A 17411-nucleotide genomic window follows, 5' to 3' on the forward strand; every position below is an offset into this window, starting at 1 on the left:
GGGCCTCTGGTGGAACGGAATCCGCCGTACACGCGATCGAGTTCGGTGGCGGGACCGTGAGCGTGGAGAAGAACGCGGACGGCGCCCGCGACTTCACCGAGTGGCGGCGTGGTCGGTCAGCTGGTCCAGGAAGCCGTCGACTGTGGCCACGGGGGTCGGCCAGCCGAGTCGTCGGCCGAGCCGGGCCATCTGGGGCTGTTCGAAGGCGGACATGGACGGATTCCTGTCTCCCTCCAGCCAGCGCTCCACAGGACCGTCCCACCGCACGCGGCCTTCGGACAGGACGACGACCCGGTCGAAGTTCTCCGCGCAGAAGTCCGTGTCATGGGTGATGGCCAGGATCGTCTTTCCCCGCTCGTGCAGGTCTGTGACGAGCTCTTCGAGCAGGACGACGGAGCGGTGGTCCTGGCCGGTGGTGGGTTCGTCCAGGACGATGATCGGGGTGTCCATCGCGAGGACCGAGGCGAAGGCGACCCGTTTGCGCTCGCCGAACGACAGATGACGGGGATGGCTGTTCGCCTCCCCGGTCAGACCGGTGACCTGCAGTGCCCACTGCGTGAGGGCGGTCCGGCGGTCGGCCGGGAAGCCGAGGTTGCGGGGGCCGAAGCCGACTTCCTTGGCCACCGTGGCGGCGTGCAGCTGGTCGTCCGGGTTCTGGAACACGAAGCCCACGCTGCGGGCCAGCTCGGCGATCTCGAGCCCGGCGGCATCGCGGCCGTCCACCGTGACCGTCCCCGACGTGGGGCGGGCGATGCCGATCAGGTGCCGGGCCAGCGTGCTCTTGCCCGCTCCGTTGGGACCCACGACCGCCACACGTTCGCCGGCCCTGACGGTCAGTGAGACGTCCGCGAGCGCGGTCGTTCCGTTCGGATAGCGATGGGAGAGGGAGTCGACGCGCAGCACCATCACATGCCTCCGGCGGTTCTCGTGCTCTTGAGCGAGGCGGTGAATCCTTCCGCGGCCGCCTCCAGGGTCACCGGCAGCGGACGGTCCGACTCCCACAGGCCGCGCCCGGCGGCGCGGCGTGCGGCCGTCGTGTAGCGCAGCGGAGCCACTCCCCACTCCGCGAGCCGGGGGTCGGTGAGGACATCGGTCGGCGGCCCGTCGGCGGCGATCCGCCCCTCGTTGAGAATCACGACGCGGTCCGCGTACCGGGCCGGCCGTTCCAGCCGGTGCTCGAACAGGATGACGGTGACGCCCTGCGCCCGCAGGGTCTCCAGCGCCTCGAACACCACGCCGGTCGCCACCGCGTCGAGCTGTGAGGTCGGTTCGTCGAGCACCATGACGGCCGGCCTCATCACCAACGCCGATCCGATGGCCAGTAGCTGCTGCTGTCCACCGGAGATTTCGTACGGGGAGTGGTCGGCCAGGGCGGTGAGCCTCAGGTCGGCCATGACGCGATCGACGCGTCGGATCATCTCGGCCCGCTCGACGCCGAGGTTCTCCAGACCGAAGGCGAGCTCCTCGCGCAGCGAGAACCGTGCTCCCGACAGCTGGTTGAACGGATTCTGCATGACCAGGCCGACCTCGCCGACGAGTTCGGACGGCTGCGTCTCCGCCAACAGCCGGCCACCCACCCGTGCCGATCCCGTGGTCTCGCCGCCGGTCATCTGCGGGACGACGCCGCTGACGACTCCCGCGAGGGTGGTCTTGCCCGCGCCGTCGGCACCGGCCACGGCACAGAACTGGCCACGCGGCACCACGAGATCGATGTTCTGGAGGGCGGGTCGGGAGCCGGTCGGATAGGTGAGGGAGAAGTCCCTGAATTCGATCACCGGAGCACTCCGAGTACGTTGGTGACGACGGCGGCGAGCGCGCACAGGCCCATGACGGTCCGCGCGACCCGTTGTGTCGCGGTGTCCGACACCTCGGTCAGATACGTGGGGCGGCGGGTGGTGCCGAAACCCCGGGTCTCCATGGCCACCGCACGGTCCCCCACTTCCGTGAGGGCACCGAGGATCAGCGGCCCGGCCATCGGAACCAGGGCCCGGACCCGGCCGCGCAGCCCCGTGACCGGCAGGCCGCGCGCCTGCTGGGCGTGCATGATGCCCTGGGCCCGGGTGGTGAGGGCGGGCGCGATCTGCAGGGCGGCCGAGACGACGTAGACAGTCTTCGGCGACATGCCGCGCTGTGTCATCGCGCTCATCAGCGCGCCGGGTTGCGTGGTGAGGAGAAGCAGGAAGAATCCCCCCATGAGCGCCAGGAGACGCAGTGCGGTCTGCGTGGCAAAAACCAGGCCCTCATATTTCAATTCCAGGGGGCCGATTTCAGCCACCACCCGGTGAGTGTCCGGATAAAAGAAGCCCTGAATCAGGTAAACCGTGAGCGCGACGGGCACCCACAGGGCAAGAAGCATGGGCGCGAATTTACGAAGGGTTCCTGAAATTATCACCAGGGGAAGTACCGTGGCGCAGAAGAGCAGCAGCGGCCACCAGGTCATGGTGAGGGCGAATGCGGATACGGTGACGGTGACCGCGAAGGTCAGCTTGGTGAGCGGATTCAGCCGGTGCACGGGGGAGTCGTCGGTCGCGCGCGGGGATATGTCCATGCGGGTCACGTCCTTCTCGGCATGAGGCGGTGAACCGCCAGTACCCGATGCTTCTGCACAAAGGGGAAACGGTGCACATAGCCGGAGGGCAGGCCTGCCAGCAGGGTCAGGGCCAGCGCGACGGTCAGCGCTTTGTCCAGGGGGTCCGCGACCAGCCCTTGCAGGCTGGCGGCCTTCAGCATGCTGTTTCCGTAGGCCTGGAACGTCGCGATGACGGCCGACTGCCCCACCGTGCCGCCGGCGTTGCCGAAGACGAAGGCGGTGATGGGGGCGGAGACGATGCCGGCGGCCACGCCGATCACACCGCCCGCGAGCAGGGCGGTCGGCAGGCGCCGGAACCAGCCGGCCCGCGCCAGGGTTCCCGCGATGAAGCCGATCAGGGCGGCGGTCACCGCGTAGGGCAGGGCTCCGGGAGTGATGGTCATCCCGACGACGATGCTGGCCAGAGCCCCGGTGGCGGCGCCCGCGGCCGGTCCGGCCAGGACGCCGACGAGCACGGTGCCGATCGAGTCGAGTTGGAGCGGCAGGCCGCTGAAGTAGACGATCTTTCCCATCACGATGTTGATGGTGATCGCCACCGGCAGCAGGGCCACGGTCGTCGTCGGCAGCCCCGCCACCGCGCCGGAGACGATCAGCATCGCCCCGAGGGTGTAACCGCACAGGGCGAGCAGGGCGGCCGGACCGCCCACGCCGCCGTGCACGGAATCGGGTTTGGCTGAAATCAGCCCCCCGTAAGTGATGGCGACGATTACCGCGCCGATCCCGATACGCCAGCGTGGAGAGAGGCGCCAAGGATTTAACAAAATCCGGCCTGTCACTTGATCTGCCACCCCCGTGTGTTGGCAGGCCCCATTGGCCGCCGGTCATCATGCAGAGACCGAGTCGTCGGTGTCAACACCGACCCGCGTCCGCCCGACGGGGACGTATTTCCCTTCGTCAGGGAATTGAAAACGTCATTGACAAACGAAGATCTCCAACGCTCTACTCGATTGGAACCGAGCTCGCCACGGATGTCGCTATGTCCGGTTTGAAGGCAGGTGGCGAGTTTTTCGTCTATCACCAGAAACGGGGAAGATGTCATGGCCAATTACCAGTCGTTTGCGGATTCCTACACGGCCGGGCTGCGCGACGTACTCGCGGACGGCAATGACGTGGACTCGGTGCGCGATCCGCTCTCCAAAGCCTCGGGTTTCGGCCAGAACGACCGCCCGTACCGCGAACTCCTGGCCTACCAGAGCCGTATCGCGGACCCGACCTCCTGTCTCGCGGTCACCCCGCACCTTCCGGTCAATCTCTCCTACTGCTTCGGTCTGCTCGCCTGGTCCCTGGACGGCCGCAACGACGTCGACACCCCGGCGTACTACCGCCGCGGAGCCCATGAGTACTCGGACGACCAGCACACGCTGAGCGGTGCTTTCGGCCATCGGCTGCTGACCTCCAGGGGGAACCAGCTGGAGGAAGTGGTCGGCCGGATCGAGCGCGACCCCGCCCACCGGCGTGCGTTCGCCCTGGTGTTGCAGCCCGAGGACAATTTCCGCCAGTCGCGGGAGTACCCGTGCGCCGTGGGCGTCCACCTCTTCCTCCGGGACGGCGCACTCACCTGGATCACCGTCATGCGAGCCCAGCAGGCGCTGACGGTCCTGCCGTACGACGCCTTCCTCTTCATGGGGATGCAGCAGTACGCGGCTTCGCTGCTGAACGTCCCGAGCGGCCCGTACATACACCAGTCGGGCACCTTCCACTTCTACGAGAACGAGGTGGAGCTGGCCCGGAAGATCACCGAAGCGCCCGTGGAGGCCGTGGCGCTGCCCTCGTTCCCGGGCACCCCGGACGGCGGCCGGGAGACCGCGCGCGAACTCATCGACTTCGAGCGGCGGCTTCGGCTCGCGGCACAGTCGGGCGACGTCTCCACCGTGGACGAGATCGCCACGCACAAGGCGAACACCGAGTTCGCCGACGTGGCCCGGGCCTGCCTGGCCACCCACGCCTACCGCAAGCTGGGCGACACGACGTCGCTCGTGACCAGCCCGGCGTCCAACGGTGGCGTCGCGAACCTCATCGCCGCGATCTGATCGCGCCGGGGAATCACACGTGAGGACTACGATTCGTACCCCGCTGAAGCCGCGCCGTCCGGACGCGGCGGCATCAGGCGGGAAAGTGACGGAACTCGTCGTCCGGCGGCGCCGGTTGTTCACGGCGCACCCGGGCGAGGCCCGGTTCACCTATCCGGTCATGGCGGCACTGGTCCCGGTGGCGACCAGCAGAGGCGGGGAGGTCGCCTATCCGGGTGATCCGATGTGCCTGTACTCGGCACTGACCCTCACCATCCAGCGCTCGGTGGCCCGCCTGAGCGCGGGGCTGCCCGAGGAGCCCTCCCTCGACGACGTCTGCCCCGACTGGGGGCACTGCCCGGACGACGACTACCGCCGCACGGCGAACGGCCCCCGGACCACGCTGATCGCCGACAGCCGGACCACCGACGGCCACGTCTTCGACCCCCGCATCTGGGACGAGGTGGCCCAGGAGCGTTTCATCGCCGAGCTCCGCGCGCTCCAGCCCAAGGTCCTCCTGCTCAGCGCGGTGTCGGCGGCGCACCGGTACGCCCTGGAGATGGCCGAGCTGGCCAAGGTCCACGCACCCCACTGCGTCGTCGTCCTCGGCGGCCGGCACGCCGACGAAACGATGAAGTACCGCGACGCCGACGGCACGGCGGACTTCTCCTGGAGCAGCACGGTGGAGGTCGTCCGCGACGGCCGCGCGGCTCAGGTCGTCGACTTCGTGGTCGCCGGTGACGGCGCCCCTCTGCTCGACCTGCTGCTGCGCGCCCTGTCGCTGACCGTCACGCCCGGCTTCGGTCCGACCGACAACGCGGCGGTGCTCGACGCCCTTGCGCTGGTCGCCGACGCCGAGGAAACACTCCGCGGTTCGGGCACGATCGTGGGCTTATGCCCCGGCGAGGCGGTGGTGGTGCCGGTGCGGGGCGAGAGGCTCGGTTCGGCCGAACTCCCGTCGCCGTACGAGGCGTTCTCCATCCGCGCGCGCTTCGGCGTCTTCACCGAGGCGGGCAGCCACCCCCTCGGCAGCCGCACGGCGCACATGATGACGCTGGACTCCTGCCCGTTCAAATGCACCTTCTGCTCGGAGAGCATCCAGGTCTCCCAGCGGCCCACCCGCTTCGCGGTGAGCGAGACGGAACACGTGGCACAGCGCGTCCGCCGGCTCATGGACTGGGGCGCGGAGGCCGTGTTCTTCGACGACCCGGTGTTCTGGGGCGGAAACTGGAAGGCGATCACCGAGTTCTGCCAGGACCTGCTGCGCCAGGGCACGGACCTGCCCGGGGGCAGCCGCCTCGAGTGGGGCGGACAGCTCACCGTCGACGTGGTGCTCAACCGCGCCAAGGCCGACGAGGTGCACGCCGCGCTCGAACTGATGCGCCGCAGCGGCTGCACCTACATCTACATCGGCATCGAGAGCATGGCCGAGAGCGTGATGGCCCACGTGGGCAAGAACCTGCTGCGCCGCAACCCCGAGGCCTGGGTGGGCAAGGTGCGCGAGGCACTCGCGATCATCCGGGGCCACGGCATCCGGGTCGGCAGCTCGGTCCTCTTCGGTCTGGACGGCGAGAGCCGGGAGACCATCGAGGAGACGATCGAGCAGATCGGCCGGCTGATCGACGACGAACTGCTCGTCATGGCCAGCCCCAACATCCTCACCTACCATCCGGGAACGGCGATCACCGCCGCACACGGCCAGGACCGACTGGATTATCACTCGCGCAAGGACAACAGGCCCCCGTACACGTACTTCGAGGAGGCCTATCCGGAAGTCGTCTCCCAACTGCTCACCGAGGACGACATCTGGTACATCCACAAGTCCGCGGCCGAGCGCTGGGGGACCGTCCGCAACAGCGCGGCCGAGCCACTGACCGAGGCGGCCAGATGACCACCGGCACCGACAACAGCCTTGGGAGGGCGCGTGCTTGACGTCGATCGCAAGAGTTACTGGGGCGACTACTACTCCTACTTCCCCGCCCTGGCCCGCTACATCCCGCTCGGCGAATACGCCCGGCGCGTCCAGCCGCGCGCCTGCGTCCTGGGCGTCTCCGACGGCAAGTTCGCCCTGCCGCTGCTGCGCGCGGGCTGGCAGGTCGTCGGCGTGGAGAGCGACGACCTCTTCCTCAACGGCGGTGAACTGGACCTCGTAGACGGCCACCACGATGTCGTGGGCCTGCGCCAACGGCTCGCCGCCGAGGGCCTGGAGGACCGGTGCACCGTGGTGGAGCAGGACTACATGACCCTGCCTGCCGAGGGCGACTTCCAACTGGTACTGGGCAGCGGCCTGTGGTCGATGCCGCCCAACCGGGCCCACACGATGGAAGCCCTCGTCCACCACGCGATGGACATGGTCGCTCCGGGCGGACTCTTCTTCGGCGAGTACCTGATCGGGCTCAACGACGACGAGCGGAGTTGCGGCTACTACCCGACCGCCACGGAGATGGAGCGGATCGTCACCCGGCCCGGCTGGGAGCTGTTCGAGAACGCCGACCTGGGCATCCGCGGCGAGAGCCACCTGGGCTACGAGCAGTGGCACTACCACCGGTACGCGGCCGCCATCGCCCACCGCATGCCGCCGCCTCGTGAGCCCGCTCGGGAGAAGTGACCTCCGTGACCGGAACGCATCTCAGCGGCTGTCCCCGCATCCGGGGGGACAGCCGCCCGGCCGTCGTGGTCACCGATCTCGACGGCACACTGCTGCTGTCCGACGGCAGCGTGAGCGAGCGCGCGGTGGCGGCGCTCCGAGCGGTCGCCGCACAGGGGACCCGCGTCGTCTTCGCGACGGCCCGCCCGGCCTGGTCCGCCCGCGGGCTGCTGTCCGCCGCGTCCGGTCTGGGCGCCTTCCTGGTGTCGTCGAACGGCGCCGTCGTCAGCGACCTGGACGGCGGGGGCGTACGACGGATCCGGGCGATGACACCCGCCACCGTCCGCGCCGAGATCGCGACGCTCGGGCAGCGCCCCTGGGCCGTGGACCGGGAGCACGACCGACTGATCGGCCCTGGCTGGCCCGACATCCTGGCGAGCGGTGCCGGGACGGCCCTGCGCGTCGGTGACGTGCCGGACGGCTCGCCGGTGCTGTGCCTGATGGTGCACATCGATTCCGCCGCTCCGCCCGCGGCGCTCGGGGTGCGTGGCGCGGTGCGGTGGACCTCCTCGGGGCCGGGACTGCTGGAGGTGTCGGCCCCGGAGGCGGACAAGGTGTCCGCGGTCGCGTCGGTCCTCGCCGACCTCGGCATCGGCTGGGAGCGGGTCGTCGCCTTCGGCGACGCGCCCAACGACACGGGGCTGCTCGCCGCCGCGGGCCTCGGCGTGGCCGTCGCGAACGCGAGCACGGACGTACGCGAGGCCGCCGACGCCCTCACCGCGTGCAACGACGAAGACGGCGTGGCCGCCTGGTTGGAGGGAATGTGTCTGTGCCACGTGTGAAGACCCTTGCGGAGGCCCGCCGGGTGTGGATCGTGGGTGGTCCCGGTTGCGGCAAGTCGACCCTCGCCCGCGCCCTCGCCGAACGGCGTGGCATCCCGCCCGTCACACTCGACGCCCTCTTCTGGGGACCGGCCTGGACACCGGTGCCCACGGAGGTCTTCCTCGCCGGCGTCGAACGGGAACTGACGGCCGACACCTGGGTCGTCGACGGTCAGTTCGCCGCGAGCGTCGAGGCCTTCGCCGACCGCGCCGACTGCGTGGTGTGGACGGATCCGCCGCTGCGTGTCACCTGGCCGCGCCTGCTGCGCCGTACCGTACGGCGCTGGATACGCCGTGAGGAACTCTGGGGCGGTGTCCGGGAAACGTTCTGGACCGTCGTCGGCCCCCGGTCCATCCTCTGGTACGCCGTGCAGGTCCGCAACTCCCAACGGCTCGCCAACCAGCGGCTGTTCGACGAGCTCAGCGACACCGGCATCCTGCTCCTGCACACGCGCGACAGCGATGTGCGATCTCTGCTGGAATGAACCCCGGCACCGTTTCCCCCTACACTCATCCGATCCACCTTTTCTGGAGTTTCCCCCATGCACGTCTCCTCGTACGACTCCGTCGACCAGCTGCCGGCGGCGGAATGGGATGCTCTGGTGATCGGCGGAACGATCTACTCCAGCAGCGGCTTCGCCGGCGTACGCGCGGAGGAGTTGCCGCCCGGAGCCACCACCCGCTATCTGCTGGCGCGCGACGCGCAGGGAACGCCGGTCGCGGGAGCCGAGGCGTACGCGTTCACCCGTCCGCCGCACCTGCTCTACACCCCCGCCGACCTGCTCGCGGGTCTGATCGACGACGAGCGGCACGCCCAACTCGCTGCCCGTCCCATGGTGTTCGGCGCGGGCTGGTCGGAGTTCCGCGGCCAACTGCCGGGCCGCGAGGGAGTATCGGCACAGGAGCGCGCGCAGGCGGTGCGGGCGCTCACCGCGCGGACCCTCGACTTCGCCCGAACCTCCGAAGCGGACGTGCTCGGGTACTACTACCTGCCCCGGGCGGAGGCGCTGGAGGTCGCCGAGGCCCATGCCGAGGACGGGGCGGTGGTCCTCTATCACGACGTGGAGACGGTCCTGCCCGTCGGTCTGTGGCAGAGCCTCGACGACTACTTCGCCTGGCTGCCCTCCGGCCGACGGCCCCGGGCCCGGCGGGAGAGAAGGGACTTCGGCCGCAGCGGGCGGACCATCCGTGAGGTCTCCCTCCCCGAGGTCGTCAAAGAGATCGCCCCGCTCAACAGCGCGCTGATGCGCAAGCACGGACACGCGTACGGCGAGGAGCGCGCGGCAGCGGTGTACGACCGCCAGGGCCGTCACCTCGGCGACCGCAGCACGCTCCTCCTGGACGAGGACGCCGGGCAGCCCATCGGTTTCGCGCTGCGATACCGGCACGGCGACACGCTGTACGCGCGCGTGGCTGGATTCGACTACTCGGTGCCCAACGTGGCCGACTATTTCAACCTGGTCTTCTACCACCCCATCGAGTCGGGCGCCGGCCGCACCGTGCGGGCGATCCACCTCGGTCTGGGCACCTTCCAGGCAAAGCTGGCGCGCGGCGCCCAGCCGCATCCCCTGTACAGCGTGTTCGTGGGAGTGGACCGGCCGTTGGCGGCGGACGCGACGAAGGTCAGCGAACGCAACCGGGCCGAGGCGGAGGCGTTCGGCGCCGAGTACGGCCAGTACGTGGTGGGCGGGTTGAACACCGACGACTGGCTGCTGTGAGCAAGGGGAGGAAGACAGATGCCTGATGTGAGGCACTTCGAGACGATCGACGACATCGACCGGGAGGCCTGGGACGCGCTCGCGCCGGGCAGTCGCTTCTACCAGAGCCATGCCTGGCTGCGGGGTCAGGAGCGGCCCGAGTTCGCCACCCCGGGTTACCTCACCGTCGAGGCCGACGGCCAACTCCTCGCCGGGACGCCGTACTACGACTTCCCGTCGGAGAACGCACCGCCCCTGCCGGACGTGTCCGAGGGCCACACTGTGCTCAGACTCGGTACCCGTACCGGCTACCACAACGAGTTTCTGCTGCCGAAGGACCCCGGAACGGCAGAGGAGGCACTCGACGCCCTGGTCGCCGGTGCCGCCGAGAGGGCCGCGGCGCTCGGCTGCGACGCACTGCTCTTCGACTTCCTCACCACCGACAGTCTGCGGCTGCTCGCGGGCCGGTTCGGGGTGCGGGCGCAGCTGCGAGCCGCCGAGGCCGTGGTGCACAACGACGGCGGCACCTTCGAGTCCTACCGTGAGCTGCTCGGCCGCAACGTCCGTAAGCGCGAGTACGAGATCCGGCGCTTCACGGACTCCGGGCTGCGGGTGGAGACGGCCCCGCTGTCCGCGTGCGTCGACGAGTTCGCGCCACTGGTCGCCCAGACCATGGACCGGTACAACGCCTCCCTCGACCTCGCGGAGATCCACACGTTCCTCACGGTCCAGGCGAACTGCCTGGACGACCTGAGCACCGTGTTCCGCTGCGTCGACGAGAAGGGGGAACTGGTCGGCGCCAGCCTGTGCTTCGCCTGGCGGGACACCTTCTACGCCCGGGTGGCCGGCTTCGACTACGAGCGGACGCGCAACGCCTACGAGTACTTCAACGCCGTGTACTACGAACCGCTCCACCACATGGAACGCAACGCGATGACCACGCTCCACCTCGGGCCCTCCGCCCTGAAGGCGAAGGTTCACCGGGGGGCCTCGCTGCACCCCCTGTGGGCGGCCGTCGTTCCCCTGCCGGCCACCGCGCCCGCCGGACTGCGACGGGACACGGTGGCGGACCAGGCTCTCGCCGACGCGGTCCGTGAGGAGGCGGGTGCCGGCATGAGCGAGGAGGAGTGGGACCTGACCCGCGTCACTCCCCTGTGAAGGAGGCCTCCGGGCCGTCGCCTTCGCGGACGGGCCACAGCACCGGGCAGAACTCCGGGTCGGAGTAGTCCGGTTGACCGGCGGGAGTCCTGCGGACCAGGAAGTCGTGTTTGTAGGGCTCCTGCCGGCCGTCGGACAGGGTGTGGTCGCGGTAGGCGTTCGTCCCGTCCTGGAGATGGAACGAGATGGCCCGGCGCGGCCGCGGACTGCGGTTGGCGCCGCTGCCGTGATAGAGGAGGCAGTGGTGGAAGGTCATGTGTCCCTTGGGAATGTGCACCGGAACCTTCTCGACCACGGCGCCGTTTCGCTCCGCGTCACCGTTCAGGAGATAGTCGCGTCCCACGTCCCGCGGATCACCGACCGGCCGGGCGGCGCCGTGCCGATGCCGCCAGTGGTGGCTTCCGTTCACCATGGTGATCGTGCCCGACTCCTCGGTGCAGTCGTGGAACGGAATGAAGGCGGTGAGCATTTCGTCCGAGGAGCAGGTGGGCCAGAAATACTTGTCGAAGTGCCAGGAGACAATGTTCGACTTCTCCTCGGCGATGGGCGGCTTGTAGATCAGGGTGGCCTGGAAGACGCGTATTGAAGGTGTCTGTGCCAAGCGGGCGGCCACCGCCCCGATGATGGGTTTCCTCAGGATTTTCCGCATCGTTTCGTCTTGGTAGTGGATGTAGTCGTTGTTGCGTTGGACATCTCCGTCGGCGGGGGTCCAATCGGCCAGTCGGTCAGGCCGTTTCGGAAGTTCCCGATCGCGCTGACCAGCGTAGTAGCGCTCGCTCGCGTCGGTCAGGGTGTCCACTTCGGCGTCGGTGAGCAGCTTCTCGGACAAATACCAGCCACGCTCCGAATAAAGTCGGACATCTTCCTCGGACGGGAGTAGTTCGACTTCCTCGGCGGTAAGTCCTGAATGGTCGTACATTCCGCGACTCCTGTTACCGTGAATGGGGTGCAACAACGACATCCCCCCGCACGCTAGCGGACCATGGTGCGCCATGCTAGCGTTGCCGTGATTTTTTTCATGAAGACTTGACCGGGGGTTGCGGTGGCCATATTCGACAAGGATATTCGAATCCTGATCGCGGACAACAAAGACTTCCGCAACATCTGGCTCGGAGAAACCTCGGCGCATTTCGGCGGACAGCTGACCAGTTTTCTCCTACCCTTGATCGCGGTCACCTACCTCCATGCCGACGGCACGGGCGTGGGACTCGTCTCGGCGGTGCAGTTCGTCCCCGTCGTGGTGCTCTCGCTGATCGCCGGTGTCATGGTCGACCGGTATCCGCCGCGCCGCACCCTCGTCACCGCGAGTGTCGCCCAGGGCGCGGCGCTCGCGGTGCTCGCCGCGTTCCAGGCGGCCGACGGGCTGAACTTCGGCCAACTTGTCGTCGCCGCCGCCGTGATCGGTGTCGCCACCGTCTTCTACGAAGTCGCCTACCAGTCCACGCTGCCCAGGCTCCTGCCGCTGAACTCCATCGCCGCGGCCAACGGCCTGCACCAGGCGACGTATTCGGTCAGCACCCTCGCCGGTCCGGCCGCGGCCGGCTTCCTCGTCGGCCAGTTGGGGGTGTCGCCGACCCTGACGGTGGCCGCCGCGTGCTCCGCCGGTGCCGCCGTGAGCGGTCTGCTGCTGCGGGGCGTCAAGGCCCCCGAACAGCCACGTGAGTCGGCACTGAAGGCGATCGGCTCCGGGCTCCGCTACACCTGGTCCCTGCGCCCGATCCGGGACCTGTGCGTTCAGGCCGGCCTGTCGAACCTGCACGAGAAGGCCTTCCTGACCGTCTTCCTGGTGTTCGCCGTCCGTGACCTCGACATGAGCGGCACCACCGTGGGCGTGATCACCGGCATCGGCAGTGTGGGTGCCCTGATCGGTTCGCTCTGCGCCACCCGGCTCACCCGACGGTGGGCCGTCGGCGGTGTGCTGGCGCTGGGCGCGGTGCTGGCCGCGGTGGGTCTGCTGCTCGTACCCGCCGTCAGCCAGGTCGGCGGGTACGTCGCCGTGCTCGCGTCGGTCGCCATGATGGTGAACGGCTTCGGTGTCGCGCTGTTCAACGTGTTCGCCGTCAGCCTGCGACAGGCCATTCCGCCGGAGCACCAGATCGGCGCGGTGACCGCGAGCTACCGCCTTGTCGCCCTGGGGACGCTGCCTCTGGGAGCCGTCGTCGGCGGTGCCCTGGCCGACGCCCTGTCACCCGGCAGGGCCCTGTGGGCCGTCGGGATCTCCTACCTCGTCGTCTCGTTCTGGCTCACGTTCTCCCCCCTCCGCCGGGCTCGCACGCTGGAGGAGGCACAGAAGCTCGGTCGTACGACGGACACGCCCGAGTCCCAGGACGCGGACCGGTCCCCCTCGGTCTGAGAGCGAGGCCGGGGCCCGAACTCAGCTGGGTTCCGCCACCGCTGACCCGCTGTTCACGCGGGACAGGCCACCTGGTGCGAGAGGAAGATCACGCCAGGTGGCGCGGTCTTGGCCCCGCACCCGACACGCGGTACGGTCGGTGCGATATCGATGACGGCAAGACGGAAGCCGGTGGGAAACCGGCACGGTCGCGCCACTGTGAACGAGAGGCTCCAGCCCGCTGGGACCTCTCGTGAGTCAGACCCGTAGCCGTCGTCCAGTGCACCACCGAGATGGGACGCGAACTCCCGAGGAGGTCCTGCCATGGCGCAGACCGTCGCCCAGCCGACAACCACCACCCCCGTCGTCCCCGCCAAGCTGCCGCTCAAGGCGATAGCTCCGTGGGCGGTCTTCTTCGGCATCCTGATGCTCGTCCTGCTGTACTTCGTCGGTGCCGAACAGGGCGCCACCTCCGTCGTCTCCGGCTCGGACGTCCACGAGTGGGTCCACGACGCCCGCCACCTTCTCGGCTTCCCCTGCCACTGACCGAGGGGAACCCCAGCACTGCCATGAACTCCGCAACGGTAAGAAATCTGCTCGTGCGGGGCATGCTGGCCGGCCTCGGCGCCGGCCTGCTCGCCCTGGTTGCCGCCTACTTCCTCGGTGAGCCGAACGTCGACAGCGCGATCAGCTTCGAGGCGGCCCACTCCCACGAGCACGAGATGGAGATCGTCTCCCGCTCTCTGCAGTCCACCGCCGGTCTCGCCACCGGCGTCCTGGTCTACGGCGTCGCCTTCGGCGGCATCGCCGCGCTCGCCTTCTCCTTCGCGCTCGGCCGCGTCGGCCGCTTCAGCCCGCGGGCGACCGCACTGCTGCTGTCCGGCTGCGCGTTGCTGGCCGTGTACGTCGTGCCGTTCCTGAAGTACCCGGCCAACCCGCCGTCGGTCGGCAACCCCGACACCATCGGCAAGCGGACCACCCTGTACTTCCTGATGATGGTGCTCAGCGTGCTCCTCGCGATCGCCGCCACCATCCTGGGCAAGCGACTGGCACCCAGGATCGGCACCTGGTACGCCACCGTCGGCGCGGTGGCCGCCTTCGCCGTCGTGATCGGTCTGGCGTACGCGTTCCTGCCGGTCATCAACGAGGTGCCGAAGGACTTCCCGGCCACCCTGCTGTGGCGGTTCCGTCTTTCCGCACTGGCCATCCAGACCGTCCTGTGGGGCGGATTCGGCCTGGTCTTCGGCGAGTTGGCCGAGCGGTTGCTGAATCCCAAGCCGGTGACGGCCGCCGCGAGCGGACGGGTCGCCGTCCCCAGCTGACACGACCCGCCACACGAGTGAGGGCCCCCGGAACCGTCCGGGGGCCTTCTCGTGTCGTAAGTCCCTTACCGCCGGGGTGTGTTCCATGGAGGAAGTGGCCAACCCGTGAAGGATTGACGGGAGTTGTTAAAAGTTGGAAGAATCCAGCTCGCTTCGCCGCGTCTGAAGTGAGCGAAGCGACACGAGTGGCTTGGGCGGCATGCCTGCCGCCGGATCCCGCGTCGGGTCATCCAGTTCTGCCGTCCGCGTCGGTCACTCGCGCGCCATCACCTCCCACACTCTCGATTTCACAGAGGCTCATCTTGTCGCGTTCGCAACACTCCAGAACTCTGGCTGTGCTCGCCACAACCGCATTCGCCACCGCCGCCGTGCCCCTGCTCGGCGCGGGGGTGGCCAGTGCCACGACCACCGGGGCGTGCGAGTCCGCCACGGTCCAGTACCGCATCGTCGGCGCCGACGGAAACGTCGTGGGCGCCGACTGGACCTCGCAGGGCGGATTCCATTCCTGGGACACCGTTCCCGGGAGCGTCCAGGTCCGGCTGGCTCCGGGCCAGACGGTCGGGGAGGGCTGCAAGTACCCCGTGTCCCTCGCCGAATACACCACAGAGGGGCCGAACTGGTACGTCTCCGGACACCAGAGCCTGGTCGACAAGGCCACGGTCTACCTCACCGCCGACGACGTCGCCGGGACGGACGACGCGAAGCGGACCTGGCAGAAGCTCTCCGTGAAGACGCCGGACTGCTACGGCCAGATCGACCTGTACGGCGATGACATCACCTACGACGGGAAGACGGGGGAGGGACACGGCCCCGTGCCCTACGAGCCCGACAACGTCGTCACCCCCTACCACCTCATAGCGGCGTGGAACGGGGGCGAACAGCCGTGCACCCCCGGCCCGTCGGACTCGCCCACCCCGACGCCGTCGGAGTCGACCCCGACCACTCCCGCCACCCCGGTCACGCCCACGACTCCCGCGGGCGGACAGCCTCCGGCCGAGGGGACGACCCCGCCTCCGACCAGCCCCAAGCCCTCCACCACGCCTCCCACCACGCCGGACGTGCCCCCGCTGGCGTCGACGCCGCCCGCCACCCCCGAGCCGTCGCCCAGCGACAGCGGGCCGCCGCTGGCGGAGACGGGTGCGAGCGCGCCGGTCGGCACCCTCGCGGGCGGCGCGGCCCTGGTGGTCGCCCTCGGTGCCGGGGCGGTGTACGCGTCCCGCCGCGCACGCCGCTCATGACATCGGCGCGAGGGGTCACCTTCGTGGCATAGCCCAGCCCGACAGTCCCGCCTCGGCGCCGTCAGGAAGCGAACTTCTTGACGGCGTCAGGGCTGACCGGGGTGAAGAAGTTGACGAGATTGCCGTCGGGGTCGCGGAACAGCAGCGAACGGTTGCCCCAAGGCATGGTGGTGGGCTTGGTGACGACGTCCTCCACGAAGCCGGTCAGGTTCTCGTACACGCCGTCCACGTCGTCGACGAGGAACTCGATGATCACGGAACGGTTGTCGGACGGACGGGCGGCGTCGGGTGCGAACAGCGGCACGGTGCGCACGCCGGCGATCGCGAGAGTGGCCGACGCCGTCCTGAGCTCGGCGAAGTCCTGGTTGGACCAGTTCGCCCGGGTGCCGGTCGCGCGCTCGTAGAAGTCGACGAGGCGAGCGACATCGCCCGTGATGACGCGGATCGAGACGAGGTTCACGATGATCTCCCGGTGAGTTGGGTGGGATACGTACTCACGGAGGCTAGGAGGGATAGCGGACACTTTCCGCCCGGTATTGCGGGGATACTTCTGAGCATGCCCAGGCCCACAGCTCGCGTGCTCACCCTGCTGGAGCTCCTGCAGTCGAGCGGCACCAGGACAGCCGCCGAACTCGCCGAGCGGCTCGACGTCGACGAACGCACCGTGCGCCGGTATGTGGACCACCTGGTCGACCTCGACGTGCCGGTCGAATCGGTGCGCGGCCGCTACGGCGGGTACCGGCTGGCCCCCGGTCGGCGCATGCCTCCGCTCATGCTCGGCGACGACGAAGCGCTGGCCGTGCTGCTCGGCCTGATCGCCGGTCGCCGAGCCGGGCTGCCGACGACCACGGGCACCGCTCATGAGACGGCCACGGCCAAGATCCGGCGGGTCCTGCCCGAGCGCCTCACTCGAAGGCTCGACGCCGTGCTCGACTCCCTCGCCTTCACCGCGCCGCCCGACGAGACAGCCGCACCGCGGAGCGCGGTCCTGCTCTCGATCGCCGACGCGATCCGCCATCGCCGGCCGATCTCGATCCGGTACACCGCCGGAGACGGCCGGCACAGCGTCCGCACGGTGCACCCGTACGGGCTCGTCGTCCACTCGGGCCGGTGGTACGTCACCGGAGCGGAGCCCGAGAGCGGCGCGGACCGCACGTTCCGGCTCGACCGCATCGCGGACGCGAGGTCCCTGCCCGGCTCCTTCGAGCCGCCCGCGGGATTCGATCCGGCGCGGCGCGTCGTGTCGGGGTTCGCCGAGGCTCCGTACCGGCACGAAGTGATCCTGTGGATCCGGGGGACGGTCGAGCAGATCCGTGTCGGGCTTCCGGCAAGCGTCGCGATCGTCGAGGAGCCGCGGGCGGCGGGCCGGGCGGACGGTGATTCCGAGCTCTGGTCGCGTGTCCGGTTGCGTGTGGAACGGCTCGACTGGTTGCCTCCGGTGCTCGCGTCGCTCGATCTGCCCTTCGTGATCGAGCGACCCGACGAGCTCCGCGATCTCGTCGTCGCGCTCGCCGACCGGCTCGTGGACTCCGCCCGGCGGCGCCCGCCCGACGTACGACCGGTGCCGTGAGCCTGCCACCACCGTCACCGCCACCAC

At 69.3% G+C, this 17411-nt stretch carries 18 protein-coding genes and 1 riboswitch; of the genes, 12 read left to right on the top strand and 6 right to left on the bottom strand.

The window, feature by feature from the left end:
• Positions 1-93 precede the first annotated feature (93 nt).
• The 4 genes from FNV62_RS45560 to FNV62_RS45575 are packed head-to-tail and all read right to left on the bottom strand — an operon-like array spanning position 94 to position 3249.
• Entirely contained in the window at positions 94-906 is an 813-nt protein-coding gene (locus tag FNV62_RS45560) for an energy-coupling factor ABC transporter ATP-binding protein (RefSeq protein ID WP_144316220.1), read from the bottom strand.
• Positions 906-1775: an energy-coupling factor ABC transporter ATP-binding protein gene (locus FNV62_RS45565; protein WP_097287690.1), complete on the bottom strand. Its 870-nt coding sequence runs from the start codon at positions 1773-1775 to the stop codon at positions 906-908. Before FNV62_RS45565 ends, FNV62_RS45560 begins: the two co-directional genes overlap by 1 nt.
• Positions 1772-2548, bottom strand: a complete 777-nt coding sequence (locus tag FNV62_RS45570) for an energy-coupling factor transporter transmembrane component T family protein (protein WP_143612398.1) — start codon at positions 2546-2548, stop codon at positions 1772-1774. The genes FNV62_RS45565 and FNV62_RS45570 overlap by 4 nt, the downstream gene beginning before the upstream one ends.
• A gap of 5 nt (positions 2549-2553) precedes the next feature.
• Positions 2554-3249, bottom strand: a complete 696-nt coding sequence (locus FNV62_RS45575; protein ID WP_054232552.1) for a hypothetical protein — start codon at positions 3247-3249, stop codon at positions 2554-2556.
• Between the two features lie 378 nt (positions 3250-3627).
• Here FNV62_RS45575 and FNV62_RS45580 point away from each other — a divergent pair, with 378 nt between their 5' ends.
• Genes FNV62_RS45580 through FNV62_RS45610 form a run of 7 tightly spaced genes read left to right on the top strand, consistent with a single transcriptional unit; the run spans position 3628 to position 10922 of the window.
• Positions 3628-4620 (top strand): thymidylate synthase, encoded by a 993-nt coding sequence (locus tag FNV62_RS45580; RefSeq protein ID WP_060896567.1) that lies wholly within the window; start codon positions 3628-3630, stop codon positions 4618-4620.
• A 19-nt stretch (positions 4621-4639) separates the two neighbouring features.
• Positions 4640-6490 (top strand): B12-binding domain-containing radical SAM protein, encoded by a 1851-nt coding sequence (locus tag FNV62_RS45585; protein WP_143604063.1) that lies wholly within the window; start codon positions 4640-4642, stop codon positions 6488-6490.
• A gap of 33 nt (positions 6491-6523) precedes the next feature.
• Positions 6524-7207: an SAM-dependent methyltransferase gene (locus FNV62_RS45590; protein ID WP_054232549.1), complete on the top strand. Its 684-nt coding sequence runs from the start codon at positions 6524-6526 to the stop codon at positions 7205-7207.
• A gap of 5 nt (positions 7208-7212) precedes the next feature.
• On the top strand, positions 7213-8028 hold the full coding sequence (locus FNV62_RS45595; protein WP_164331855.1) for an HAD family hydrolase: 816 nt from the start codon (positions 7213-7215) through the stop codon (positions 8026-8028).
• Positions 8025-8552: a hypothetical protein gene (locus tag FNV62_RS45600; RefSeq protein ID WP_079089826.1), complete on the top strand. Its 528-nt coding sequence runs from the start codon at positions 8025-8027 to the stop codon at positions 8550-8552. Before FNV62_RS45595 ends, FNV62_RS45600 begins: the two co-directional genes overlap by 4 nt.
• 57 nt (positions 8553-8609) lie before the next feature.
• A complete protein-coding gene (locus FNV62_RS45605; protein WP_144316221.1) occupies positions 8610-9785 on the top strand; it encodes a GNAT family N-acetyltransferase in 1176 nt (391 codons plus the stop codon).
• 18 nt (positions 9786-9803) lie between these two features.
• Positions 9804-10922, top strand: coding sequence for a GNAT family N-acetyltransferase (locus tag FNV62_RS45610; protein ID WP_143604067.1), 1119 nt, complete (start codon positions 9804-9806; stop codon positions 10920-10922).
• Here FNV62_RS45610 and FNV62_RS45615 read toward each other — a convergent pair.
• Entirely contained in the window at positions 10909-11841 is a 933-nt protein-coding gene (locus FNV62_RS45615; RefSeq protein ID WP_097287697.1) for a phytanoyl-CoA dioxygenase family protein, read from the bottom strand. The genes FNV62_RS45610 and FNV62_RS45615 overlap by 14 nt on opposite strands.
• A 123-nt stretch (positions 11842-11964) precedes the next feature.
• Between FNV62_RS45615 and FNV62_RS45620 the strand changes: the two genes are divergently transcribed.
• From FNV62_RS45620 to FNV62_RS45635, 4 genes are all read left to right on the top strand, one after another.
• Positions 11965-13275, top strand: coding sequence for an MFS transporter (locus FNV62_RS45620; RefSeq protein ID WP_143629495.1), 1311 nt, complete (start codon positions 11965-11967; stop codon positions 13273-13275).
• A 120-nt stretch (positions 13276-13395) separates the two neighbouring features.
• Positions 13396-13544, top strand: a riboswitch (cobalamin riboswitch).
• A gap of 34 nt (positions 13545-13578) precedes the next feature.
• The gene (locus tag FNV62_RS45625) at positions 13579-13800 is read left to right on the top strand and encodes a CbtB domain-containing protein (protein ID WP_054232543.1); all 222 of its coding nucleotides are present in this window, start codon (positions 13579-13581) and stop codon (positions 13798-13800) included.
• Positions 13801-13823: 23 nt separating this feature from the next.
• Positions 13824-14576, top strand: coding sequence for a CbtA family protein (locus FNV62_RS45630; RefSeq protein ID WP_054232542.1), 753 nt, complete (start codon positions 13824-13826; stop codon positions 14574-14576).
• 335 nt (positions 14577-14911) lie between these two features.
• Positions 14912-15814, top strand: a complete 903-nt coding sequence (locus FNV62_RS45635) for a hypothetical protein (RefSeq protein WP_225900620.1) — start codon at positions 14912-14914, stop codon at positions 15812-15814.
• A 61-nt stretch (positions 15815-15875) separates the two neighbouring features.
• Here the strand turns inward: FNV62_RS45635 and FNV62_RS45640 are convergent, their stop codons facing one another.
• Positions 15876-16274 carry a VOC family protein gene (locus FNV62_RS45640; protein ID WP_143604070.1) on the bottom strand — a complete coding sequence of 133 codons (399 nt, stop codon included), beginning with the start codon at positions 16272-16274 and terminating at the stop codon, positions 15876-15878.
• A gap of 96 nt (positions 16275-16370) precedes the next feature.
• Between FNV62_RS45640 and FNV62_RS45645 the strand changes: the two genes are divergently transcribed.
• Positions 16371-17384, top strand: a complete 1014-nt coding sequence (locus FNV62_RS45645; protein ID WP_143629498.1) for a helix-turn-helix transcriptional regulator — start codon at positions 16371-16373, stop codon at positions 17382-17384.
• The last annotated feature ends 27 nt before the right edge of the window (positions 17385-17411 follow it).

It is taken from the genome of Streptomyces sp. RLB3-17 (assembly GCF_007113425.2).
Taxonomy (GTDB): domain Bacteria; phylum Actinomycetota; class Actinomycetes; order Streptomycetales; family Streptomycetaceae; genus Streptomyces; species Streptomyces mirabilis_D.